The sequence below is a fragment of the Ensifer sp. genome, assembly GCF_035999185.1.
Taxonomy (GTDB): Bacteria; Pseudomonadota; Alphaproteobacteria; order Rhizobiales; family Rhizobiaceae; genus Ensifer.
In genome coordinates this window covers 20,550-42,877 of record NZ_DASYHB010000023.1, presented here as the reverse complement: position 1 = coordinate 42,877, position 22,328 = coordinate 20,550, and the positions used below count along the sequence as shown (strand labels likewise).

Genomic DNA, 22,328 nt, shown 5'->3' with positions numbered 1-22,328 from the left:
GAGGCGGCAAAAAACGACGTCAGTTGCCGTTTTGAACCCAAGGACCGGGCACAAGGGCATAGTCTCGACGCTGCGATCGCATGAAGTCGGGCGTGATGTAGGAAACCGCACGGTCGATCGATCGGGTCGTGGTTTTGTCGACACCTGGCAGCAGTCTTTGCTTGAGAGCGGCTACCCTTTTTGCCGCGCGTGCTATCGCTGCCTTGATCTTGGGATCTTGGGCAGCCTCTTGCACAAGGATGTTTGTGACCTTGACGTCGATATCGGGATCAACCGTCTTCGAATTTCCGAAAACAAGCAGATCGTTCCCGGCCAGCACGGAGCTGACGACCGCCTCCCGCAAAGGGAAACGTCCTGCCACGGCGGCCATCTGCAGGTCATCTGTAATGACGGGGCCCTTGTAGCCGATCTGATTGCGGAGGAGCGCCCTTACGATTTGCGCATCCAAGGTCGCCGGCAGCTTGCCGTTGGGCTGGTACTTGGCGTCGAAAGTGTGGCCGACCATGACAAGGTCGGCGAAGTCGTCATCGATCAAGCGTTCAAATACGGTGAGTTCCGAAGGTTTGGACGTCCGGCTCACGTCGACAAAACCGTCGTGGCTGTCAGCGCGCGCCGATCCGTGCCCGGGAAAATGCTTCAGTGCGGTGAGTACACCATGTTCGCGATGCGCATCGACGAATGCCGCCGCGTATTGAACCACCGTTTCCACGTCACGGGAGAAGCTCCTGCCGAGCCTGCCGATAGCCGGGCTCTGCGGGTTGACGTCCAGGTCTGCCACCGGCCCGAGATTGAGATTGAACCCCCATTGGCTGAGAGCAATCGCGAGCGACGAGTATGCTTCATAGGCACGGCGCGGCGACATTTTCGACGCGACGGTTTTTGCCGGAGGAAGTGCGGGAAATCCGAGTGACGGCGGGATGCGCTGGATAGCCCCGCCCTCCTGGTCAATTGCGATCAGAACCGGCGAGGGCGCAACCTTCTGCATGGCGTTGTTCATCGCGGCGGTCGCTTTTTTCGAAGCGATGTTGCGCTGAAGGTAGAGGACGCCGGTTATCTGGCCGTTCTCGATTTTCGTCAGCAGCCGCCGGATGCTGGGGTCGCTGACCCTGGAGCCCTCGAAGCCGATGATGATCATCTGGCCGATCATCTCTCGCAGCGCGACGTCGTCGCCTTTTTTCGCGGCGCTGGCCACAACTGTCGGCTTGGCGGCAGAAACGGTGGCCTGCTGGCGAATGCCGTTGCCGGCTGTCGCCTCAGGCAAATGCGTCTCATGTGGAGCCGCCCGCAATTGATACGGGAAGATCGACAGCGTGAGCAAGGCTATCCCGACGATGGTGCGCAATATCGCCTCCCGTTGGACTGGCTCCTTCACCATAAAGGGATGGTCTTAATCTTGTGTTAACCATGTTAGCCTTTGGGAGTGGCCGGAAGGACCAGGGAAGGGCTCACGGTTTGATTGATGCGACGTGCGGAAAGAACACCCTTCCTCGCCTGCATGCTTTGATTGTACCCCGTCTTCAGCCAGCAGCGATTGCGCTTGAGTTTGCTCGCGAACGAAACGGCCTCGCACTGGGAATTGTTGCGGCAGCTGCGGAAGCACGAAGGGTAGTCAGGATCGTTTGTCGAGCCGAGATCCTGTGAGACGATATCGCCCGCAAGGATAAATTCCCACTCGGCCCTTATGGCGCGCGGCGTGTCGCTTCTCCGTCCCTTGTAGAAAAGCCCTCCGACGACTTCGTTCGCCCGCTGTGCCAGCTCGTAGTCGCCTTTTATGTAACAGCGGTTTACGCGCGCATTGTAGGTGAAGACCCGGCAGGCGAGGTTGTTCCCGCAGGCAGCGGCGCACTGTTCCACGGACGCAACGCGTATGCCTTCCGCGACGAGATCGCCGCCAAAAAAATCGAGGTTCGGATAGATGGCCATCAGCCACTGTTCGGGCTCCAGGCTTTCTTGTGTGGGCATCGCCGCGCGGTCCTGGTCGCTGAGCGAACTGACCTCGGTCTCCGCGACAGGCTCGGTTGTCATCTCCCTGATCCGCCCCTCGGCAAGGGTTGCGTAGATCGTGCCCGGAAACAATCGGACAATGGTCTCAAGATCACTTTTCGACTGGCTGTCTTTGACGGCATTCCACGCTTCCCGGGCAGGTTCGTTCTTGTCGGGCGCCGCGCCGGTCGGTTCGGACGCACGGGCGTCGTTCTTCTCCGCTTGCCCGGCACCGACGACGTTCAAGCTGATCGTTTCTGCCGGCAAGGAGCCATAGTCGAACGGCTCCTGCTGGTTGTTGGTGTCTTTGCGGACGTCATCGCGCACCTTTCTCAGGAGCATGTCCACGTCGAGGTTCGGTGCCTTGATGTACTTGAGCAGCGCCTTGGTGTAGGGGCTGTTCCTGCCCGTTCCGTCGCTGGCGGTGGTGCCGCCCTTCGCGGAAAACGCCACGACCGTTCCATCGGCGGGTTCGACGCCTGCGAGCCCTCGGCCGACAACCGACCTCTTGCCGCCCGAGCGGGACTGCAGCCGCTGTGCAAACGGGTTGTTTCGGCAGGCATCCAGGAAAACCATGCGCAGCCTGGTGGCGCGGCTAACCGCCTCTTCCATGGACTCGAGCTCGATCGTCTTGTAGCGGATCTGGCTCTCTTTCTCCAACGTCGCGTCCGTTGGAATGAGATAGTTCCGGTTGTTGAACTCAATTCCGTGTCCGGCGTAGAAGACGATGGCTACATCGGCATTTTCCGCCTTCTGCGCGAATTCGCTCAGCGCATCGTTGAATGTCTCGAAGTCCGCATTGAGCTTGATGGTTACGTCGAAGCCGATTTCCGACAGAACAACCGCCATGTCCTGGGCGTCATTCTCGGGGTTCGTAAGTGCGACTTCCTTTTCGTACTTCGCATTGCCAATAACGAGCGCAACCTTCTTGGACCCCTCTGCCGATTGCGCGGTCAAAGGACTTGCTATCCAAAGTAACAGAGCGATTGAGAGGCAGAGTAAGTGCACGAACAAGCTCCCACATATAGATAAAAATGGTTCAAAACCGTCGGCGTCAATATCGAATTTATGAAACTATCCCCGGTCGATCCCTTCCAATCAGCCTCCATGATACTACTTTCTGCAAGGGTTGGCGTGCCCAATGGTACATGGCTCAAGCAATCCGAGGTACCGGATGAAGTAAAACGCCTGCGTGATACTCCTGTGAGGGGAATTCGACCGCAGAACTGGAAGCGCGCTTCGTTCGCCAGGCGAGCGTAACTTCGTCGGGGGTGATCGAAGTCATCGTATCGTGGAAATTTGGTTTGTAATGCCTTGCTGCGAACCAGCGCCGCTTCCCTGTCGTCAAGCGACGAAAACTCGGCTCATGACAGGGCTGACATAGCTCAAGGCGCTCTCCGGAGTTTTCGGAAGAGTTGGGCAAATACATAACCTCTAAATTATGATTGGCGCCCCATATTTCATTTTTACATCACCGTTTGGCATGGCAAGCTGATAACTATCAAATCGGCTGGCGTTTGCGAGGAGGATGCGGGTACGGGAGTGGCCGGCATCTCAGGGAGGAAATATGAAACGTGTTATTCTGGCTGCGGTTGCGGCCCTGGCTATGAGCAGTGCTGCCTATGCCGACACAATTAAGATCGGTGTCGTCGGGCCGTTTTCTGGTCCCTTTGCGCTGCAGGGCAAGAATTTCAAGGCCGGCATCGATGCCTACATGGCGCTGAACGGCAGCAAGGTCGGCGACGACGACATCGAGATCATCTATCGCGACGTGCCGCAGGCCGACCCCGCTCAGGCGAAGGCTTTGGCGCAGGAACTGGTGGTCAAGGAAGGCGTGCAGTATCTCGCGGGCTTCTACTTCACGCCGGACGCAATGGCCGTAACGCCGCTTCTGACCCAGGCAAACGTGCCGCTCGTCATCATGAATGCGGCCACTTCGGCGATCGTCACCAAGAGCCCGCTCGTCGTGCGCACCTCGTTCACCACCTGGCAGACGTCGACGCCGATTGCCAAGGTGGCCAAGGACGCGGGCGTATCGAAGGTCATCTCCGTCGTCAGCGACTATGGTCCGGGCGTTGATGCGGAAAATGCCTTCAAGGCGGGTTTTGAAGCCGCCGGCGGCCAAGTGGTCGAGGCGATCCGCATGCCGCTTGCGACCAATGATTTCTCGCCGATCATGCAGCGCATCAAGGATTCCGGCGCTGAGGGCGTGTTTGCCTTTCTGCCGTCCGGCCCGACGACGCTCGGCTTCGTCAAGGCCTTCAAGGACAACGGCCTGAAGGACGGCGGCATCAAGTTTTTCGCACCGGGCGATCTGACGCAGGAATCCGACCTGCCTGCCCTTGGAGAGGCGGCGCTCGGCATCCAGACGACCTTCCACTATGCGGTCTCGCACGATTCACCGGAGAACAAGGCCTTCGTCGAAGCGGCCGGCAAGGCGATCGGCAATCCAGCCGAGCTGTCCTTCCCATCCGTCGGCGCTTATGACGGCATGCATGTCATCTACAAGATGATCGAGGCGACCGGGGGCGAGCAGGATGCGGCCAAAGCCGTCGACGCGGTGAAAGGGCTCTCGTGGACGAGCCCGCGCGGCCCCGTCACCATCGATCCGGAATCGCGCCATATCACCCAGAACATCTACCTGCGCGAAGTGGCGAAGGCTGATGACGGCACCTACTACAACAAGGAAATCCAAACCTTCGAGAAGCAGGGCGACCCTGGGCTTGCAGCCCTGAAATAGGCTCGCTTAGGCGGGCGCTCGGCGCCCACCTAAAACTGATGTCGATCGTTTGGGGAGCGGCGTGCCTGCATGCGACGTCACGGACCCTGGCGCCGGAGCGTGTCGCCGCGTTTATGATGCCGCTCCGAATCCGGCGCAGCGAAACTGGAAGAAAGGGCAGCGGATAGCCCCATGCAAACCGTTCTCAGCATAGCAATCGATGCCTTGGCCTATGGTATGGTCTTGTTCGTCATATCCATCGGCCTTTCGGTCACCATGGGCCTGATGCGCGTCGTCAATCTCGCGCATGGCGCCTTTGCCATGATTGGCGGCTACATCGCCTCCTATGCGGCGCGCGACCTCGGCCTTGGCTACGGATTTGCCGTCCTTCTCGCGGTCTTCGGCACGATCATCATAGCCGTTCCGATCGAGCGGCTGCTTTATCGGCGGATCTATGGCGCGCCGGAGTTGACGCAGGTGCTGATGACGATCGGCATCACCTTCTGCATCATCGGGATCGCCAACTATGTCTTTGGCCCGACGCTGAAGACGGTGCCGCTGCCGAGCGCGTTGCAGGGTTCCGTCGACCTCGGCTTCCGCGCCATCGCCACGCATCGGATCTTCGCAATCGTCTGCGGCTTCGCTGTTGCGGCAGCGCTTTGGTACGCAATCGAAAAAACCGCCTTCGGCGTGAAGTTGCGGGCCTCCGTCGACAATGCGGCGATGGCGGCAGCGCTTGGGGTGCGGACCGAGATTGTCTACGCTGTGAGCTTTGCGGTTGCCGTCGGGCTTGCCGCCTTTGGCGGTGTCGTCGGTGCGGAACTGCTTCCGGTCGAGCCCTATTATGCGCTGCGTTACATGGTGACCTTCCTCGTCGTCGTTTCCGTAGGCGGCGCAGGTTCTATCCCGGGCGCACTGATCGCGTGCCTGCTGCTCGGTGCGATCGACACCACTGGGCGCTATCTCATGCCGGAATTCGGCGAGTTCTTCTTCTATCTGGCCGTCATCGCGATCATCTGCGTCTTCCCGCGCGGACTTGCCGGGAGGGCCAAGGGATGACCATGACGACGACGAACGCGATGATTGCGGCGCCGCCCGCACGCCGGCGCTACGGTGCTGGAGACCTTGTTGGGCTGGCGGTGATCCTGCTGGTGGCCGTGATCGGCTACGTCCTTTTTCCGAACAACCTGGCACTTCTGACGCGGATCATCGCGGCAGCCCTTCTCGTCCTGTCGCTCGATCTCGTCACCGGCTACTGCGGCGTGGCGACGCTCGGGCACGCTGCTCTCTTTGGCGCCGGCGCCTATGCCGCGGGCATCGTCTCGGCGCACTACGGCATCAACGATCCGCTCGCGATGCTGGCCTTTGGCATTGTGGCTGGCGCGGTAGCAGGGCTCGTCTGCGGCGTGGTCATCCTGCGGGCGCATGGCCTGCCGCAGCTGGTGCTGTCGATTGCGCTCATCCACCTCTTTCACGAACTCGCCAACAAGGCGTCCTCCTTTACCGGCGGCAGCGACGGCCTATCCGGGATCGCGCCTTCAGCACTACTCGGTCTCTATGAATTCGACCTCTGGGGGCGCACGGCCTATGTCTTCGGCGTCGCGCTGCTCGCCATCGTCTTCATGCTCTTGCGACTGGTCGTGCGCTCGCCCTTCGGCATGCTTTGCCGCGGCATCAAGGAGGATCCGATCCGCATCCGCTCGATGGGCGCGTCGCCGAAGATCGCCTTGACCAAGATGTATGTCATCTCGGGCGCCGTGGCCGGCGTCGGCGGTGCGCTCAATGCGATCTCCACCCAAGTGGTCGGCCTCGATAGTCTGTCCTTCACGATGTCGGCCGAAAGCCTCGTCATGCTCGTGCTTGGCGGCACCGGTTCGCTGTTCGGTGCTCTCACGGGCACGGTCGTCTTCATGTTCTTCGAGGACGTTGTTTCGGCCGCAAACCCGTTCCACTGGCTGACGATGGTCGGCGCCTTGCTGATTGCCGTCGTGCTCTTCGCGCCGAAGGGGATCTACGGCACCGCCGCTGCCCTTGTCACCCGCCGCCGGGAGGCGCCATGATGCAGCCGATCTTCGAGGTTCGTAACCTGAAACGCGCCTTCGGCGGGCTTGCCGTCACCAACGACGTCAGTCTCAGTATGGCGCCGGGCGACCGGGTGGCGCTGATCGGCCCAAATGGGGCGGGCAAGACCACCTTCGTCAATCTGGTGACCGGCAATCTCAAGCCGGATGCCGGCGCGGTGCTGATCGGCGGCGAAGAGGTGACCAGGATTGACGCCATCGGACGGGTGCGTCGCGGCCTCGTCCGCTCGTTTCAGGTCACGCGGCTCTTTGCCGAGATGACGCCCGCCGAGCATGTCGCGCTCGCGGTGCTGCAACGCTCCGGTCGTGCGGGACGCCTCTTCGGCAATTTCCTTGGCATGCCCGATGTGATGGCCGAGGTAGAGGACCTGCTCGGCAAGCTCGGGCTGAGCGAGTTGATGCACCGCCCGGTAAGCGAGATCGCCTATGGCCAGCAGCGTCTGCTGGAACTCGCCGTCGCGCTGGCGCTGAAGCCCAAGGTGCTGCTGCTCGACGAGCCGGCGGCCGGCGTGCCGCAGAGTGATACCGGTCGCATCGAGCAGGCGCTCGCCGACCTGCCTGCCGATCTCGCCGTGCTGATGATCGAACACGACATGGACCTCGTCTTCCGCTTTGCCAGGCGCGTGATCGTGCTGGCTGCGGGTGCGATCATCTTTGACGGGTCGCCGACGGACGTGACAAAGGATCCGCGCGTGCGGGAAGCCTATCTGGGGAGCTATGCCAATGCCAGCCACGCCGCTTGAGGTGGAAAACCTGTCCGCCGGCTACGGGCCGACGCGCGTGCTCGAAAGCGTGTCCTTTGCCGTTCCAGCGGGTGCCCGGCTTGCGGTGCTTGGCCGCAACGGCATGGGCAAGACGACGCTGCTGGCGACCCTTGCCGGCCAGACGCGGCGCTACGATGGTCGCATCCGCATGGGGGGCACCGACGTGACGGCGCTGCCAAGCGCCTCGCGCGCCATGCATGGCCTCGGTTTCGTGCCGCAGGCGCGCTGCGTGTTTCCGACGTTGACTGTCGAGGAGAACCTGTTCGTCGGGCTGAAAGGGCGTCCGAAGAGCGCCATTCAGGAAGCCTATGACATGTTTCCACGCCTTTACGAGCGTCGGCGCAATCTCGGTAGCCAGCTCTCAGGCGGCGAGCAGCAGATGCTCTCGACTGCGCGTTCCATCCTCGGCCAGCCGACGGTTTTGCTTCTGGACGAACCACTGGAAGGTTTGGCGCCGGTGATCTGCGAAGAGCTGATGAAGGCCTTCGCCGAACTGGCGAAAACCGGCAACATGACGATCCTTCTGGTCGAGCAGCGCATACAGAGTGCGCTGGATTTCGCCGACCAAGTGATCGTGCTCGAGCGTGGCCGCATCGCCTGGGCAGGATCGCCTGACGCATTGGCTGCCGATCACGATACGGTCGAGCGCTTGCTTGGCGTCGGTGGCTTGCATTGACTGACTGCTTGTATTGACCGGCGTCGCGCCTGCTCACTTCGGCCCGCGACGTGACGTATCGAGACGGCTGCGCTCGCGCTCGTAATAGCGCGCAAGCGACGGCAGGGCGCTCTTCATCCGGTCGAAAACCACATCGTGCACGCGCAGAGCGCCGTCGTATTTGGCTTGAACGAAGGCCGCGTGCCGCTCGAGGGCTTCCTTTTTGGCGCCGATGGCCACGGTGAAGACGGGTGACGCCGCGCTGTCGCCCTTGACGGAAATGCGGTCGAGTTCGGCAACCGGGTAGCTTTGCTCCACAAGCCGCGCCGTCTCTTCGCCGAGCAGCAGCCAAACGCCGTAGTCCTTCGATGCGCCTCCGAGGCGCGAGGCCAGATTGACGGCGTCGCCGAGCGCCGAATAGTCGAAGCGATCGTCAGAGCCCATGTTGCCGACGGTGCATTCGCCGGTGTTGATGCCGACCCCGATCTTGAAGCTTCGCGCCGGCCGTCTTTCGCGCTTGCCTTCGGCTTCGAGCGCGTTGTTGACCCGCTCCAGGCGCGCCAGCATGTCAAGTGCGGCGCTGACCGCGTGGACGGCATGATCCGGATCGTCGAGCGGCGCATTCCAGAAGGCCGTCAGGCCGTCGCCGGTGTATTTGTCGACGGTGCCGCCCGCGTCGAGGACAGCCTGTGAGAGCGGCGTCAACAGCCGGTTGACGAGGGCGGTCAGCCGCTCCGGCTCGTCCTTCATTTCGTCGGCGATCGCGGCGAAGCCGCGGATGTCACAAATGAGGATCGTCAGCGTGCGCCGTTCACCGTCGAGCCGAAGTTGTGACGGATTCTTGGCCAGGCGTTCAACGAGGGCAGGGGATAGGTATGGCTGGAAGGCGCGGGTGATCTCCCGCTGCCGCTCTCGTTCTTCGGCATAGTCGAGCGCCGCTTGGCCTGCGGTCACCGCGAGGAAGGCGAGGCCCGGGCCAAGCGGCGATATGAAGATGTGACCGAAGCGCAGCGCCGCATAGCTTGCAAGCACAATGAGGATGGTGGCTGCGACGCCATAGGCAAGCGTGCGCCAGCCCGTCGACCGCAACACCGCAAACGCCGCCAGCATCGCGGCGAACGCAATTGCCGCTACCACCACCGGTCTTGGCGCACGCTGGATGTACAGGTCGTTTGCCAGATTGTCGTAGATCGTCGCCTGCATTTCGACGCCGGAAACGAGTTTGTTGGAATGCACGGTATCCGAAGTCGTAAAGGCATCCGCGCCACCGTCGGCAATCAGCGGTGCGTCCTTCAGGCTGAGGCCGACGAGGACGACACGGCCTTCAAAGGTGCCTGCTGGCAGAAGATTGTCGGGATCGAGCGCCTGGTAGTAGGAGACGGTCGGATAGGTCCGTGCGGGGCCAAACACCTGGAGCAGGGCGTCCTTCGGAGGAGGGTTCGCCCGCGTGCCCGCGATTTCTGCCAGCGTGACGGCAAAACCGTCGGAGTAATCCGGGATCGCGCGCAGGGTTCCGTCGCCGCTGAGGTTGACCGACGCGATGCCTGTTCTGGCGCCCTTTGCCGTGAAACGGGCGAGGGGCTCGGTGCGCACGAACTGGTCCGACTGCGGCTCGGGTATGTTGGTCTGATCGCCGGCAAGGACGACGTCAGGTCCAAGCACCCTTTCCAGATCGTCATCGTCAGCCGGATTGGTCGAAGGTTCGGCGAAGATCACGTCGATGCCGATCGCACGTGCGCCAGCCTTGCGCAGTGCCTCGATCAGCCGTGCGTGCAGAGCGCGGGGCCAGGGCCATCGCCGGCGGATCTCAGTCATCGAGGGTTCGTCTATGGCGACGATGATCGGGCCGTCGTCAGGCAGAGGCGGCGTTTCGATGGTCGAGAGGTAGTCGAAGCTGCGCAGTTCATTGTGCAGCCAGCCGTTGCTCAAGGTCACAAGCGACAGCGCGATGGCGACGGAGACGGAAAGGGCAAGAAGTTTCAGCTGCCGCTGCCAAGGAGCGGCAGGCTCCCCTTGCACGGTTCTATCGCTCGATGCCCGCACGGCGACATGCCCCTCCATCAGAACCGTAGTTTGACCCGCGCCTTGAAAGTGCCCTTGAAGGTCGGGCTCCAGGGAAGTCCTGCAGCAAGCGTCTCGCCGTCGCCCCGCCGCGAGCCGCTTGCGGCCTGCGGCCAAGGCGTATCTGGGTGCGGGAGGAAAACAGAATGGCAGGGGCGTCAGTCGCATTGGCGCGCAACAGACCGCTGGACAAAAGAGCCCGGCAGGGGTCGCCGAAGCTCGAGTTGGACACGCCGACAATGCGAACTTCCATGTCGGGCTTTCGGGTAATGACTGGCCCGACGACGAGCGGCGTTCGTGGAGCTGGAGCAGCAAAGGCGATGCCAGGACAGAGTATTGCCGCCGCTTCGAACAGTACTCGATGCCGCCGCCACCTCATCTGTTCCCTCGCCTCCAGCCGTCTGGAAACAGTGAAAGTCGGCTGCTTCAAAAGGTCAATGCCGGGCGAATGTTCGGAGTTTTTTCCAGGTGATGTGTATTATTCGAGAGACAGGTATCGCGGCAATATTTCTGTACGTTCATGCTGTCGATCGCACAGGGCTATGCTTGCAGTATAGCTGTCGCCGCGTGCCGGAACCCGGATGATCGGCAGCGCCGTGATGTTGCGCCGATCTAAGGGTTCATTTGTCCGGGACCCTCCGGCGGCCTGTCAGACGGACGTTTTTACGCGCTCCCAGGCATTGACCAAGTGGCGGCCGAGTATCTCTGAGAGCTGCGCCTTGTCGCGGGCCTCGAGCGCCACGATCATCTCCTCATGTTCGGCAACTGCCGCCGCCCATTTTTCGGGGCGATCAAGGGCGATGAAACGGATGCGCTTCAGGCGCGTCTGGAGCATTCCATGCGTGTCCGTCAGCGTGGTGTTTGCTGCCAGCTGGACGATGGCCGAATGAATCTGCTGGTTGAGTTTGTAGTACTGCAGCCGGTCGCCGGCGTTGTAGCGGCGAACCATCTCGTCGTGCAGTGCCCGCACTTCGGCGATGCCTGCATCGCTTGCCGCCTCGCAGGCGAGCTTGCCTGCGAGCTCCTCCAGCGTTCGCAGCACCGTTAACATGTCCTGAATGTCCTTGGCGGTGAAGCGTTTGACCACGGCGCCGCGGCTCGGCACGAGCTCCACCAAACCCTCGCTTGCCAGAAACTTGATGGCCTCGCGAAGCGGGGTGCGCGATACGCCGAGCTGCTCTCCGAGTTGGCCCTCGTGCAGTCGCGTGCCGGGCGAAAGATCGCCTTCGATGATCATGTCGCGCAGGTGAGTGACCAGCGTGTCGTGCAATGCCGTGCGCCGGATTGGGCCGGGGCCGCCTTCGGGGCGTTTCTCCAGTGAGGTGATTTCGTTCATCGTTTCGCTTCTGCGCCCGGCTGTCGGCCGTGTGTTCCCATTCGCGCCGATTGAATCAGCGCTGTCTCATTAAAGCATGGAGATGGGCTTCGGTATCGTCAACAGAAAATGCTGCATACAGAATACAAAAGACTTGATGCAGAATTTTGAATAACGTATGACGGCGAGGAAGAATGAAGTGGAGGAAATCTCACATGACGACCAACGGTGCTGCCGGTAACGGCACGCGTCCTGTCATCGCGCTCGCCATGGGCGATCCGGCCGGTATCAGCCCCGAGCTCACGGCAAAGCTGCTGGCGCTCGCCGACATTCGCGAAGCGGCCCACATCATCACGATCGGCGATCGCCGCATTCTGGACGAAGGCGCCCGCATTGCCGGCGTGACCCTGGATCTGGCGCCTTCGACGCCGGAAGGTCTCGACGGCGCCGGGACCGAGCGGCACGTTTTCGTGGATCTTGGCCATCTCGATCCGGCCGATGTCGTGCGCGGCGAGGCGACGCTTGCCGGTGGCACGTTCGCCACCCGCAACTTCCGCGCAGCACTTGAGCTGGCGCATGCGGGCAAGGCCGATGCGGTTTGCTTCACGCCTTTCAACAAGAAGGCGATGCGTTTTGCCTATCCGGGCTATGACGACGAAATCCGCTTCGTCTCCGACGTTCTGAGCTTCACCGGCAAGATCCGCGAGTTCAACGTGCTCGAGAAGGTCTGGAACGCGCGCGTCACTTCGCACATTCCGATCAAGGAAGTGGCCGACAACCTGTCGGTCGACGCGATCCTTGCCGAACTCGAGTTGACCCAGAACTGCCTCAAGGAGGCAGGCTATAGCGAGGCGAAGATTGCCGTCGCAGGTCTCAACCCGCACGCCGGCGACGGCGGCAGCTTTGGCATGGAAGAGATCGATATCATCGAGCCGGCGGTCGAGAAGGCCAAGGCGCTCGGCTTCAATGTCGACGGTCCGTTCCCGGCCGACACGGTCTTCGGTCGTGCGCTGAAGGAAGGCTACAACGCCGTCATGACCATGTACCACGACCAGGGCCAGATCGCGATGAAGCTGATCGGCTTCGACAAGGGCGTGACCATGATGGGCGGTCTGCCGTTCCCGCTCTGCACGCCGGCCCACGGCACTGCCTACGACATTGCCGGCAAGGGCATCGCCGATGTCGGCGCCAGCCGCGAAGCGCTGCTTCTGGCGGTGCGCATGGCGAAGAAAAAGGCCGCGCTCACGGCGGCGGCCTGATTTCCTACGCTTTCAAGCAATAACGGCGCAGGAGGAGGTCCTGCGCCACAACTCACATCAACGGGAGGATACTATGAAGAAATCCGTTTCCATCGCATGCATCATGGCAGCCGCTTTCGGCGTTGCCGCGCCGGCTTCGGCCTTTGAGCCGGATCGTCCGGTTGAATTCGTCGTCACCGCCGGCCCTGGCGGCGGCACCGACATCTTCGCCCGCACGATCCAGGCGATCATCGGCAAGTACGAACTGATGAAGGCGCCGGTCGTCGTCACCAACAAGGGCAGCGCCGGCGGCGCCGAAGGTTTCGTCTACACCGCGACCAACAAGGGCGACGCTTACAAGCTCGCATTCGGCACCAACAATGCCTATCTGCTGCCGGTCCGCGCCAAGGTTCCCTACAAGCTCGAAGACCTGACGCCGGTGGCAGCGCTTGCTTCCGACGAATTCATCCTGTGGGTCAACGGCAAGGCGTCCTACAACACGGCCGCTGATTTTGCCGCAAAGGCCAAGGAAGGCGGTCTGAAGATCGGCGGCAGCCAGTCGAAGGACGTCGACCAGATCCTGACGTCGATGATCAACGAGGCGACCGGCTCGACCATCAACTACATCCCGTTCAAGAGTGGTGGTGAAGCGGCCGTCCAGCTTGCCGGCGAGCACCTCGACGCCAACGTCAACAACCCGAGCGAGAACCTCGGCCAGTGGCAGGCCGGCATGGTCAAGCCGCTCTGCGTCTTCAAGAGCGTCAAGCTCACCAACGACGCAAAGGTTGCCGGCGACAAGGGCTGGAGCGACATTCCGACCTGCAAGGAATCGGGCATCGCCATCGACAACTACTCGATGCCGCGCACCGTCTGGCTTCCGGCCGGCGTTGACCCGGAAGTGGTCAAGTTTTATGCCGACCTGATGCGCAAGGTTTCCGAAACGCCGGAATGGGCGAAGTACCTGACCGACACCTCGCAGTCGCCGTCCTATCTTGCCGGTGACGACTTCAAGGCCGCCATCGAGATGGATGGTGAATCGGTCGGCGAAGTGCTGAAGCGCGAAGGTTGGCTCGCCAACTAACAGGCGGCATATCGGAACGGGTGCCTTCTGGCGCCCGTCTCCGCGTTGAAAGGTCACGATCATGAGCGAGAACGGTGCGAATGGGATTTCCCGCTTCGCGGTTGAGCTTGGCGTTGCCGCGCTGACCGGCGCATTTGGCGCTGCGGTCTGTTACGGATCTCTCGATATCGGTGCGGGATGGACCGAGTTCGGACCCGAGGCCGGCTACTTTCCCTTCTATGTCGGCCTTCTGATCCTTCTCGGAAGCGTCGCCAATGCAATCAACGCATTCCTGAAGCACCGCGGCACCGGTGAGATCTTCATCGATGGACGCCGCGCCAAAGTGGTCGCGTCGTTCCTCTTGCCGCTGATTGCCTTTGCTGGCGTTTCCGCCTGGCTCGGCCTCTATGTCGGCACGGCGCTCTACATCGCCTGCACGATGCTCTTTCAGGGGCGTTACAAATGGTGGATCGCGCTGCCGTCTGGCGTTGCCGTCTCGCTGTTTTTCTTCGTCGTATTCGAGATCGGTTTCAAGGTTCCCCTGCTCAAGGGACCGATTGAGGCCTGGTTCGGGATCTACTGATCCCGACCGCCAAGCTTTCCCGGGAGGAATGACATGGAAAATATCGGTCTTCTGATCGATGGCTTCGGCCACATCCTCAGCTGGAACCATATCCTGCTGATGATGATCGGCGTTACGCTCGGCATTCTCGTCGGCGTGTTGCCAGGCCTTGGCGCGCCGAACGGCGTGTCGCTCTTGTTGCCGCTGACCTTTTCGATGGACCCGATCTCGGCCATCATCCTGCTGTCCTGCATGTACTGGGGCGCACTTTTCGGTGGCTCGACCACATCCATCCTGTTCAATATTCCCGGCGAGCCCTCGTCGGTTGCGACGACCTTCGATGGCTATCCCATGGCGAAATCCGGGCAGGCGAGCCGAGCGCTGACGCTTGCCTTCGTTTCGGCTGGCATCGGCGCGCTTGCCGGCGTCGTGATGATCACGCTGCTTTCCGGCTGGGTGGCAAAGTTCGCGCTGCGTTTCTCCTCGCCGGAATATTTCGCGGTCTATTTCCTCGCCTTCGCAAGCTTCATTTCCATGGGCGCGCAATCGCCGTTCAAGACGCTCGTCTCTATGATGATGGGCTTTGCGCTCGCCTCCGTCGGCATGGACACGATCTCCGGCGACCTGCGTCTGACCTTCGACATCCCCACCCTGATCAAGGGCGTCAGCTTCCTGATTGCCGTCATGGGCCTGTTCGGCATCGGCGAACTGTTGCTGACGACGGAGGAGGGCCTGCGCTTCGAGGGCATCAAGGCGCGCGTCAAACTCGTCGAGATCGGCCGTACGCTGATCGAGATTCCGCGCTACTGGTTCACGATCGCCCGCTCGACCATCATCGGCATCTGGATGGGCATCACGCCGGCCGGCCCGACAGCCGCGTCCTTCATGAGCTATGGCGTTGCCCGTCGCTCGGCGCGCGACAAGTCGATGTTCGGCAAGGGTGATCCACGCGGCGTTGTCGCGCCTGAAACCGCCGACCACTCGGCCGGCACCTCGGCGCTCTTGCCGATGCTGGCGCTCGGCGTGCCCGGTTCGGCAACGGCAGCCGTGATGATGGGCGGCCTGATGATCTGGGGCCTGACCCCCGGCCCCATGCTCTTTACCGAGCGGCCCGATTTCGTCTGGGGCCTGATCGCGTCCATGTATCTCGGCAACGTCGTCGCCGTGTTCCTGGTGATCGCAACCGTACCGCTTTACGCCTCGATCCTGCGGGTGCCGTTTGCGATCATCGGACCGATCATCGTCGCCGTCATCTTCTCCGGCGCCTACCAGGTGGCAAACTCGGTCTCCGACATCTTCCTGGTCATCGGCTTCGGCGTGCTCGGCTATGTCTTCAAGAAGCTCGACTATCCCTTGGCGCCGCTGGTTCTCGCCATGGTGCTTGGCGACAAGGCCGAGGACGCCTTCCGCCAGTCGATGCTGCTTTCAAGTGGCAGCCTCACCATCTTCTGGTCGAACCCCTTGGTTTCTTCCTTGATGGCGCTGGCCCTTGCCCTTCTGCTGTCACCGCTTGTCTTCGGGCTGGTCGGCCTGGTCCGCAAGCGCAAGCAAGATGCGGCCCACCCCGCACAGTGACGGCAGCGCGGCGGCTTGACGGAGCCGCCGCACCCAACCAAAAAGTGAAGTAATGGTGAGGAGAGCCATGGCGAACACAACGCGCAAATGGAACCGGGAAACCTGGCCGATCGCAGCCGCGATGATCCAGTATCCGAACGTGCTTGCCGATGGCAGCTCGGTGCAGGACCAGTCGGCCGAGCAATGGGCCGAGACGCTGGCCGATGTCGTCGATGCCGGTTTCACCGCCCTCGACCCGACCGATAGCTGGATCCGGCTGGCCGATCTCTCGCCCGCGCGGCTTGACGACTTCGTCAAAGTCACGCGCGACCTCGGTCTCACCATGCCGGCAATCTCGACCGCGCGGCGCAGCGTCATCGACCCCGAGCATGGTGACGCGTACCTGGCCTATGGCCATAAGGTAATCGATACCGCAGCGGCGATCGGAGCGGGCTCCGTATCGTTCGGTTTCTTCGGGCCGCTGACCGACGCGCAGAAGAAGGCGCTGTGGTTCTGGACAGTCGACGGCGTCAAGAACCCCGACGACCCGGCGATCTGGCAAAAGGCGGTCCAGCGCATCCGCGAACTCGGCCGCCACGCCGAAGAACTCGGCATCGAGCTCGCGCTCGAAATGTACGAGGACACCTATATCGGCTCTGCCGACAGCGCTGTGCGCTTCGTCACCGACGTCGGACTGGCCAATGTCGGCATCAATGCCGATCTCGGCAACCTCGTGCGCCTGCACCGGCCGGTCGAGCATTGGCAGCAGATGATGGCCAAGGTCGCGCCTTTTGCGAAATACTGGCACGTCAAGAACTACTACCGCACCGAGGACGAGACATCAGGACTGGTCGTCACCCATCCGGCGCCGCTGGAGCTGGGTGTGATCAGCTACCGCGCCGCGATCCGCATGGCACTGGCCCACGGCTTCAACAGCCCGTTCCTGTGCGAGCATTATGGTGGCGACGGTCTCTCGGTCAGTGCCGCCAACCGAGACTATCTGAGGCGCATTCTGCCTCGCGACTAAGGGAAGAGACGCGATGACCACAATTTTTGACGCTCCGGAAGAGTTTGCGACCACTGCGCTTGCCGGCTTCAGTTCGATTTACGCACGCAACGTTCGTCTCGTGAAGGGTGGCGTCGTTCGTTCGACCAAGGTGCCGAAGGGCAAGGTCGCCGTGGTCGTCGGCGGCGGCTCCGGCCACTATCCGGCCTTTGCCGGTTATGTCGGCCCGGGCATGGCGGACGCAGCCGTTGCCGGCGACGTCTTCGCTTCGCCGTCGACCGCAGCCGTGGCCCGCGTCTGCCGCCACGCCGACCAGGGTGGCGGCATCCTTCTCGGCTTCGGCAACTATGCCGGCGACGTCCTTAACTTCGGTGTTGCGGCCGAGCGTCTGCGCGCCGAGGGCATCGACGTGCGCATCGTGCCGGTCACGGATGACGTTGCCAGCGCCTCTGCCGAAACGCCGGCCAAGCGCCGCGGTATCGCAGGTGACCTCGTCGTCTTCAAGATCGCCGGCGCTGCCGCAGAAGCCGGCCTTTCCCTCGACGAAGTCGAACGCGTCACGCGTCTTGCCAATGACCGTACCGTCTCCTTCGGCGTCGCCTTCGGTGGCTGCACGCTGCCGGGCGCGAAGGCACCGCTCTTCACGGTCCCGAAGGGCGAGATGGCCCTTGGTCTCGGCATCCATGGCGAGCCGGGCATCCGCGAAGAAACGATGGTTTCGGCGACCGAGTTTGCCAAGCTTCTGGTCGGCAAGCTTCTTGCCGAGCGTCCGGCCGGCACCCTCAAGGTCGCGCCGCTCGTAAACGGTCTCGGTTCGACAAAGTATGAGGAGCTCTTCGTCCTCTGGGTCGCAATCGAGCAGGAACTGAAGGCAGCCGGCCTTGAAATCGTCGATCCGGAATGCGGCGAGTTCGTCACCAGCCTCGACATGCAGGGCTGCTCGCTGACGCTGATGTGGCTGAACGACGAGCTCGAAACCTTTTGGCGCGCGGCCTGCGATGCGCCGGCCCTGCGCAAGGGCACGATCATCGACACCGAGCCCGCAACGGATAGCCTGAGCGACGATGATATCGCCGTTGCCTTTGGGCCGGCTTCGGACGAATCCAAACAGAGCGGCGCGTGCATCTCCCGCCTGATCGGTGAGCTCGCCGAAACCCTGAAGCAGCACGAAGACGAACTCGGCCGCATCGACGCCTTTGCCGGCGACGGCGATCACGGGCAGGGCATGCGCCGCGGTTCGGCGGCAGCCAGCGACGCCGCAAAAGCGGCGGTTGCAGCCGGCGCCGGTGCGGCAAGCGTGCTTGCCGCTGCCGGTGACGCCTGGGCCGACCGTGCCGGTGGCACGTCCGGTGCTATTTGGGGCCTGCTGCTGCGCGCATGGAGCAACGCGTTCAGCGACGCTGCCGCCCCGAGCGAAGCGGCGACTGTCGATGGTGCCCGCCGCGCACTTGATGGCGTCACGCGCCTCGGCCGCGCCCGCGTCGGCGACAAGACGCTCGTCGATGCGCTGGTGCCCTTCGTCGAGACCCTCGAGCGCGAATTTGCCGCGGGCAAGATCCTTGTCGAGGCCTGGAAGGCTGCCGCCAAGGCCGCGACCGAAGCCGCGGAGGCGACCTCCAGCCTGACCCCGAAGCTCGGCCGGGCACGTCCGCTCGCCGAAAAGAGCATCGGCCACCCGGATGCCGGCGCCGTCTCGCTGGCGCTGACGGCCCGCGTTTCCGGTGATTTTCTCGCTCAAGCGGCCAAAGCCTGAGACGATAGCGATACAATCGGGCGGCAGCACTGCTGTCGCCCGATCGCAGATGATGGCGCGCCGGTGAACAATTGTCTGCGCTGCCCGCTTTGCCCGCTGAAGGCGGCATGGTCGCGCGTTCTGCACATGTCTGTCGCCTGCAATCCGCCTGCGAAGAGCACCGCGCCGAGACCATTGCGAAAGCTTCCTGCTCCATTTCGCCACCTCTCACTCCGGTTCTGAGCCGAAACGGCGCCGCAGATGGCCCCTTTCGTGGCTTTTTCATCACAATCCCAGGTGATTGTTGGGGAAACCCGGACGATTCACGCGTCGAGCGCCGGCCTGCCACGGAATTGCCCGATGCCGGGCTATGGCTGGTCTTTCCTGCAGCGTGCGCTATGTGTTTGAGTTCGTGTGCCGCCGGTCAAATGCCAATCATTTCTTACGTTCCGAGAAGGAGACAAGAATGAAAAAGAGTTTTGCCGTGAAGGTGTCCGCAGCGTCTCTGGTTCTCGCTAGCGCGATCGCCGCAAACGCCGCCGATCTCGCGACTGCCCAGCCGCAGCCCGAGCCCGACACCAGCAACGGCGTCAAGATCGGTTACCTCGATTGCAACATTGCCGGCGGCGTCGGCTATGTGCTCGGCTCGGCCAAGGAAGTCGATTGTGTCTTCCGTTCGACGATGGGCGCGGAAGCTTCCGACCACTACGCCGGCGCTATCCGCAAGATGGGTGTCGACGTTGGCTTCACGACGCAGAGCCGCCTGATCTGGGCCGTATTCGCACCGACCGCCGGTTATCACCGCGGCTCGCTCGGCGGCCTCTACCAGGGAGCAACCGCCGAGGCGACTGTTGGCGCCGGCATCGGCGCCAACATCCTCGTCGGCGGCACGTCTGGTTCGATCCACCTGCAGACTGTGAGCGTGACCGGCCAGATCGGCCTCAACCTCGCGGCCACGGGCACGTCCATGACGCTGACGGCCGTCAACTAAGGCCTTTTGCCCGTTTCGTTGCACCTCCCACAACGAACCGGCCAGGATCAGCTAAGACACAAAGACACCGCACGCCCAGACGGCGTGCGGTGTCTTTGTTTTTTGACCTGTTGTCATCGGCCGATTCGCGTTTGGATCATTTCATTGTTTCGTCGAAACATTGAAATGATCTAACTCTCTGATATTACGCAATTCCGGGCGGAAAACCGTTTCACACATTTCCTGGGATTGCTCTAAGGAAAGTGGCAGTCGTCCGTGCCGCCGGGAAGGCGAGTTTAAAGGGGTTGGATTGAACAAGAGCCTTTGCCTGGGTGTCTTTGCCCTTTGCCTTGCGAGCGTACCACGAAGCGCCTTTGCCGAATGGCAGGCGGTCGAAAAGGAAGCGCCCTACACCGTCACCGGACAGACCGGTGCTGAACTCTACGCCTCGATCGGCAATCGCGGCCCCAAGGCCGGGCTCGGCCGGGCGATCGCCCACACCAATTTCAAGCTGACCTGGACGCGGAAGTACGAACAGCTGAATGGCGCCTGCGTGCTGACGACGGCAAAGCCCAAGCTGATCATCACCTATACGCTGCCGAAGCCGGCAAAGCCGCTGCCCTCAGGCGTGCGCGAAAACTGGGACATCTTCATCGACGGCGTGCGCAAGCACGAACTCGTGCACGGCGATTTCATCAAGGAGATGGTGCGCGCGATCGAGCAGGTGACGCTGGGATTGTCTGTTCCCGATGATCCGAAGTGCCAGAAGATCCGGGCAGAAATGACCAAGCGCCTCGGTGCGCTCTCGCAGGCGCAACGCCAGCGCAGCCGCGACTTCGACCAGGTGGAGCTGACCGACGGCGGTAATATCCACCAACTCATTTTGAGGTTGGTGAACGGCCCCTAGCCGTGCGTTCGCATGAACGCAAAGGACGCGATAACCGCGTTCAGGTATCTTTGCTGACGGTGAACGCTGCTATAACGCCTTTACGAACGCAACGACTGCCAATGTCCCGGCGACGAAGATTATGAAGGGATAGCCGAAAAACAGCTTTCCGCGAGGCTTCATTTCTCGCTCGGGCGAGACGTACTCTCCGCTGTACACCTTCGGGCCGAAAGCCACCGAGAAATCCCAGCCGTTGTTCCTGTAAAACCGCAGTGCTTTGACGAACCAGTACGCGTAGTAAACTGCGACGGCGAAAAATATCGCCGCTATAGGCCCATCCAATTCCATCACAAATCGCCCTGATTCAAGCCGGCCGCACGAACGGCAACGAAGGCAGAGAGCCGCCTCCGTTGTCAATTGTTCAGGCGTACCTCACCAAAAATTCTTCCGCCGTTAGCTCGCGGAAATCGTCGAGCGCGCGGCGCAGGCGCTGGTGGTCCCAATCCCACCAGGAGAGCGCGTCCATGCGTTCGCCGATGCCCTCGTTGAACCGGGTCCGGATGAGCTTGGCCGGGACGCCGCCGACGATGGTGTAGGGATCGACATCCTTGGAGACGACCGCGCCGGCGCCGATCACGGCACCGTTGCCGACGGTGACGCCCGGCAGGATGGTGGCGCCGTGGCCGATCCAGACATCGTGGCCGATCGTCACCCGATTGGACCGACGCCAGGCGAAGAGGTCGTGATCGAGTTCGGTATCGTCCCAATAGTTGGGCGCGCGGTAGGTGAAGTGGTGCAGGGTCGCACGCCAGGTCGGGTGGTTGGTGGCGTTGATGCGGACGGCTGCAGCGATGTTGACGAACTTGCCGATCGTCGCGCACCAGATCGAACCGTCCTGCATGATGTAGGAGTAGTCGCCGAATTCGACCTCGTCGAGCCGCGAGCGCTCCTGCACTTCTGTGTAGCGGCCGAGCGTCGAATTGTTGACGCTCGCCGTCGGATGGATGAAGGGGTCAAGCCCGAGTTTCTGGCTCATGCGGCAGCCTTTCTGGGGGAGAAGGCCGAGACATCGAGGATGCGATCGGCAACGGCGTCGCGGACTTCTTCGTCATGGAAGATGCCGATCAGCGCCGTGCCCTTGGCCTTCTTCTCGGCGATCAGCTCTACGACGACGGCGCGGTTCTTCGCGTCGAGCGAGGCGGTCGGCTCGTCGAGAAGCAGGATCCGGTGGTCGGTGATGAAGCCGCGGGCGATGTTGACACGTTGCTGCTCACCGCCGGAAAAGGTTGCCGGCGGCAACGACCACAATTCCTTCGGCAGGTTGAGCTTCGACAGAAGCTCGGCGGCGCGGGCGCGTGCATCCTCGATTGCGACGCCGCGCGCCTGCAACGGCTCGGCAACGATGTCGAGCGCCGACACGCGCGGTACGACACGCAGGAACTGGCTGACATAGCCGAGCGTCGTGCGGCGAACTTCGAGTACCGTGCGCGGCTCGGCGGTCGCAAGGTTCACGAGCTTGCCGTCGTGATCCATCAGGATCTGGCCTTCGTCGACGCCGTAATTGCCGTAGAGCATTTTCAGGATCGAGCTTTTGCCGACGCCGGACGGGCCGCCGAGGACGACGCATTCGCCGGCCTTTACGGAGAAGGAGACATTGGCGACGACGGGCCGGCGGATACCGTCGCGCAGATGCATGGTGAAGCTCTTTGCGACTTCGGAAACAACAAGGGGCGTAGCCATGG

19 protein-coding genes and 1 pseudogene are annotated in these 22,328 nt (G+C 62.2%); 13 read left to right on the top strand and 7 right to left on the bottom strand.

All coding sequences use genetic code 11. The annotated features are described in order from the left end of the window. Positions 1-19 precede the first annotated feature (19 nt). Together VGO04_RS02165 and VGO04_RS02160 are read right to left on the bottom strand one after the other, a co-directional pair. On the bottom strand, positions 20-1,342 hold the full coding sequence (locus tag VGO04_RS02165) for a glycoside hydrolase family 3 N-terminal domain-containing protein (RefSeq protein ID WP_327494316.1): 1,323 nt from the start codon (positions 1,340-1,342) through the stop codon (positions 20-22). Positions 1,343-1,407: 65 nt separating this feature from the next. Then, positions 1,408-2,940: a caspase family protein gene (locus tag VGO04_RS02160; protein ID WP_327494315.1), complete on the bottom strand. Its 1,533-nt coding sequence runs from the start codon at positions 2,938-2,940 to the stop codon at positions 1,408-1,410. A 610-nt stretch (positions 2,941-3,550) separates the two neighbouring features. Here VGO04_RS02160 and VGO04_RS02155 point away from each other — a divergent pair. The 5 genes from VGO04_RS02155 (at position 3,551) to VGO04_RS02135 (ending at position 8,223) form a co-directional block, all read left to right on the top strand. Then, complete coding sequence (locus VGO04_RS02155; protein ID WP_327494314.1) at positions 3,551-4,723, top strand: ABC transporter substrate-binding protein; 1,173 nt, start codon at positions 3,551-3,553, stop codon at positions 4,721-4,723. A gap of 171 nt (positions 4,724-4,894) precedes the next feature. Then, entirely contained in the window at positions 4,895-5,761 is an 867-nt protein-coding gene (locus VGO04_RS02150; RefSeq protein ID WP_327494313.1) for a branched-chain amino acid ABC transporter permease, read from the top strand. Positions 5,762-5,763: 2 nt separating this feature from the next. Continuing rightward, entirely contained in the window at positions 5,764-6,762 is a 999-nt protein-coding gene (locus VGO04_RS02145; RefSeq protein WP_327494312.1) for a branched-chain amino acid ABC transporter permease, read from the top strand. Beyond that, positions 6,762-7,526: an ABC transporter ATP-binding protein gene (locus VGO04_RS02140; protein WP_327494333.1), complete on the top strand. Its 765-nt coding sequence runs from the start codon at positions 6,762-6,764 to the stop codon at positions 7,524-7,526. Before VGO04_RS02145 ends, VGO04_RS02140 begins: the two co-directional genes overlap by 1 nt. Beyond that, positions 7,507-8,223, top strand: coding sequence for an ABC transporter ATP-binding protein (locus tag VGO04_RS02135; protein WP_327494311.1), 717 nt, complete (start codon positions 7,507-7,509; stop codon positions 8,221-8,223). Before VGO04_RS02140 ends, VGO04_RS02135 begins: the two co-directional genes overlap by 20 nt. Before the next feature lie 33 nt (positions 8,224-8,256). On the opposite strand, the gene VGO04_RS02130 is transcribed toward VGO04_RS02135, so the two are convergent. Both VGO04_RS02130 and VGO04_RS02125 read right to left on the bottom strand, forming a co-directional pair. Next, a complete protein-coding gene (locus VGO04_RS02130; protein WP_327494310.1) occupies positions 8,257-10,221 on the bottom strand; it encodes a CHASE2 domain-containing protein in 1,965 nt (654 codons plus the stop codon). 691 nt (positions 10,222-10,912) lie between these two features. After that, positions 10,913-11,599 carry a GntR family transcriptional regulator gene (locus tag VGO04_RS02125; protein WP_327494309.1) on the bottom strand — a complete coding sequence of 229 codons (687 nt, stop codon included), beginning with the start codon at positions 11,597-11,599 and terminating at the stop codon, positions 10,913-10,915. A 194-nt stretch (positions 11,600-11,793) separates the two neighbouring features. Between VGO04_RS02125 and VGO04_RS02120 the strand changes: the two genes are divergently transcribed. The 8 genes and pseudogenes from VGO04_RS02120 to VGO04_RS02085 all read left to right on the top strand — a co-directional run bounded on the left by VGO04_RS02120 (position 11,794) and on the right by VGO04_RS02085 (position 20,607). Then, positions 11,794-12,837 carry a 4-hydroxythreonine-4-phosphate dehydrogenase PdxA gene (locus VGO04_RS02120; RefSeq protein ID WP_327494307.1) on the top strand — a complete coding sequence of 348 codons (1,044 nt, stop codon included), beginning with the start codon at positions 11,794-11,796 and terminating at the stop codon, positions 12,835-12,837. Positions 12,838-12,910: 73 nt separating this feature from the next. After that, on the top strand, positions 12,911-13,897 hold the full coding sequence (locus VGO04_RS02115; RefSeq protein WP_327494306.1) for a tripartite tricarboxylate transporter substrate binding protein: 987 nt from the start codon (positions 12,911-12,913) through the stop codon (positions 13,895-13,897). Positions 13,898-13,958: 61 nt separating this feature from the next. Continuing rightward, positions 13,959-14,459, top strand: a complete 501-nt coding sequence (locus VGO04_RS02110; RefSeq protein ID WP_327494305.1) for a tripartite tricarboxylate transporter TctB family protein — start codon at positions 13,959-13,961, stop codon at positions 14,457-14,459. Between the two features lie 33 nt (positions 14,460-14,492). Continuing rightward, positions 14,493-16,032 (top strand): annotated as a pseudogene (locus VGO04_RS02105) (tripartite tricarboxylate transporter permease). Positions 16,033-16,080: 48 nt separating this feature from the next. Beyond that, positions 16,081-17,019, top strand: a complete 939-nt coding sequence (locus VGO04_RS02100; RefSeq protein WP_327494304.1) for a sugar phosphate isomerase/epimerase family protein — start codon at positions 16,081-16,083, stop codon at positions 17,017-17,019. A gap of 13 nt (positions 17,020-17,032) precedes the next feature. After that, complete coding sequence (locus VGO04_RS02095; protein ID WP_327494303.1) at positions 17,033-18,751, top strand: dihydroxyacetone kinase family protein; 1,719 nt, start codon at positions 17,033-17,035, stop codon at positions 18,749-18,751. Positions 18,752-19,196: 445 nt separating this feature from the next. Next, positions 19,197-19,721, top strand: coding sequence for a DUF992 domain-containing protein (locus tag VGO04_RS02090; protein ID WP_327494302.1), 525 nt, complete (start codon positions 19,197-19,199; stop codon positions 19,719-19,721). Between the two features lie 289 nt (positions 19,722-20,010). Then, positions 20,011-20,607 carry a DUF922 domain-containing Zn-dependent protease gene (locus tag VGO04_RS02085; protein ID WP_327494301.1) on the top strand — a complete coding sequence of 199 codons (597 nt, stop codon included), beginning with the start codon at positions 20,011-20,013 and terminating at the stop codon, positions 20,605-20,607. A gap of 69 nt (positions 20,608-20,676) precedes the next feature. On the opposite strand, the gene VGO04_RS02080 is transcribed toward VGO04_RS02085, so the two are convergent. From VGO04_RS02080 to phnL, 3 genes are all read right to left on the bottom strand, one after another. Continuing rightward, complete coding sequence (locus tag VGO04_RS02080; protein ID WP_327494300.1) at positions 20,677-20,934, bottom strand: hypothetical protein; 258 nt, start codon at positions 20,932-20,934, stop codon at positions 20,677-20,679. Between the two features lie 73 nt (positions 20,935-21,007). Beyond that, positions 21,008-21,622, bottom strand: a complete 615-nt coding sequence (locus VGO04_RS02075) for a DapH/DapD/GlmU-related protein (protein WP_327494299.1) — start codon at positions 21,620-21,622, stop codon at positions 21,008-21,010. Then, complete coding sequence (phnL, locus tag VGO04_RS02070) at positions 21,619-22,326, bottom strand: phosphonate C-P lyase system protein PhnL (protein WP_327494298.1); 708 nt, start codon at positions 22,324-22,326, stop codon at positions 21,619-21,621. The genes VGO04_RS02075 and phnL overlap by 4 nt, the downstream gene beginning before the upstream one ends. Positions 22,327-22,328 lie beyond the last annotated feature (2 nt).

Bases quoted from the DNA above. Each gene is read 5' to 3' on its own strand.
- VGO04_RS02155 (WP_327494314.1), top strand. From the start codon at position 3,551: ATGAAACGTGTTATTCTGGCTGCGGTTGCGGCCCTGGCTATGAGCAGT.
- VGO04_RS02150 (WP_327494313.1), top strand. From the start codon at position 4,895: ATGCAAACCGTTCTCAGCATAGCAATCGATGCCTTGGCCTATGGTATG.
- VGO04_RS02145 (WP_327494312.1), top strand. From the start codon at position 5,764: ATGACGACGACGAACGCGATGATTGCGGCGCCGCCCGCACGCCGGCGC.
- VGO04_RS02140 (WP_327494333.1), top strand. From the start codon at position 6,762: ATGCAGCCGATCTTCGAGGTTCGTAACCTGAAACGCGCCTTCGGCGGG.
- VGO04_RS02135 (WP_327494311.1), top strand. From the start codon at position 7,507: ATGCCAGCCACGCCGCTTGAGGTGGAAAACCTGTCCGCCGGCTACGGG.
- VGO04_RS02125 (WP_327494309.1), bottom strand. From the start codon at position 11,599: ATGAACGAAATCACCTCACTGGAGAAACGCCCCGAAGGCGGCCCCGGC.
- VGO04_RS02120 (WP_327494307.1), top strand. From the start codon at position 11,794: ATGACGACCAACGGTGCTGCCGGTAACGGCACGCGTCCTGTCATCGCG.
- VGO04_RS02115 (WP_327494306.1), top strand. From the start codon at position 12,911: ATGAAGAAATCCGTTTCCATCGCATGCATCATGGCAGCCGCTTTCGGC.
- VGO04_RS02110 (WP_327494305.1), top strand. From the start codon at position 13,959: ATGAGCGAGAACGGTGCGAATGGGATTTCCCGCTTCGCGGTTGAGCTT.
- VGO04_RS02100 (WP_327494304.1), top strand. From the start codon at position 16,081: ATGGCGAACACAACGCGCAAATGGAACCGGGAAACCTGGCCGATCGCA.
- VGO04_RS02095 (WP_327494303.1), top strand. From the start codon at position 17,033: ATGACCACAATTTTTGACGCTCCGGAAGAGTTTGCGACCACTGCGCTT.
- VGO04_RS02090 (WP_327494302.1), top strand. From the start codon at position 19,197: ATGAAAAAGAGTTTTGCCGTGAAGGTGTCCGCAGCGTCTCTGGTTCTC.
- VGO04_RS02080 (WP_327494300.1), bottom strand. From the start codon at position 20,934: ATGGAATTGGATGGGCCTATAGCGGCGATATTTTTCGCCGTCGCAGTT.
- VGO04_RS02075 (WP_327494299.1), bottom strand. From the start codon at position 21,622: ATGAGCCAGAAACTCGGGCTTGACCCCTTCATCCATCCGACGGCGAGC.
- phnL (WP_327494298.1), bottom strand. From the start codon at position 22,326: ATGGCTACGCCCCTTGTTGTTTCCGAAGTCGCAAAGAGCTTCACCATG.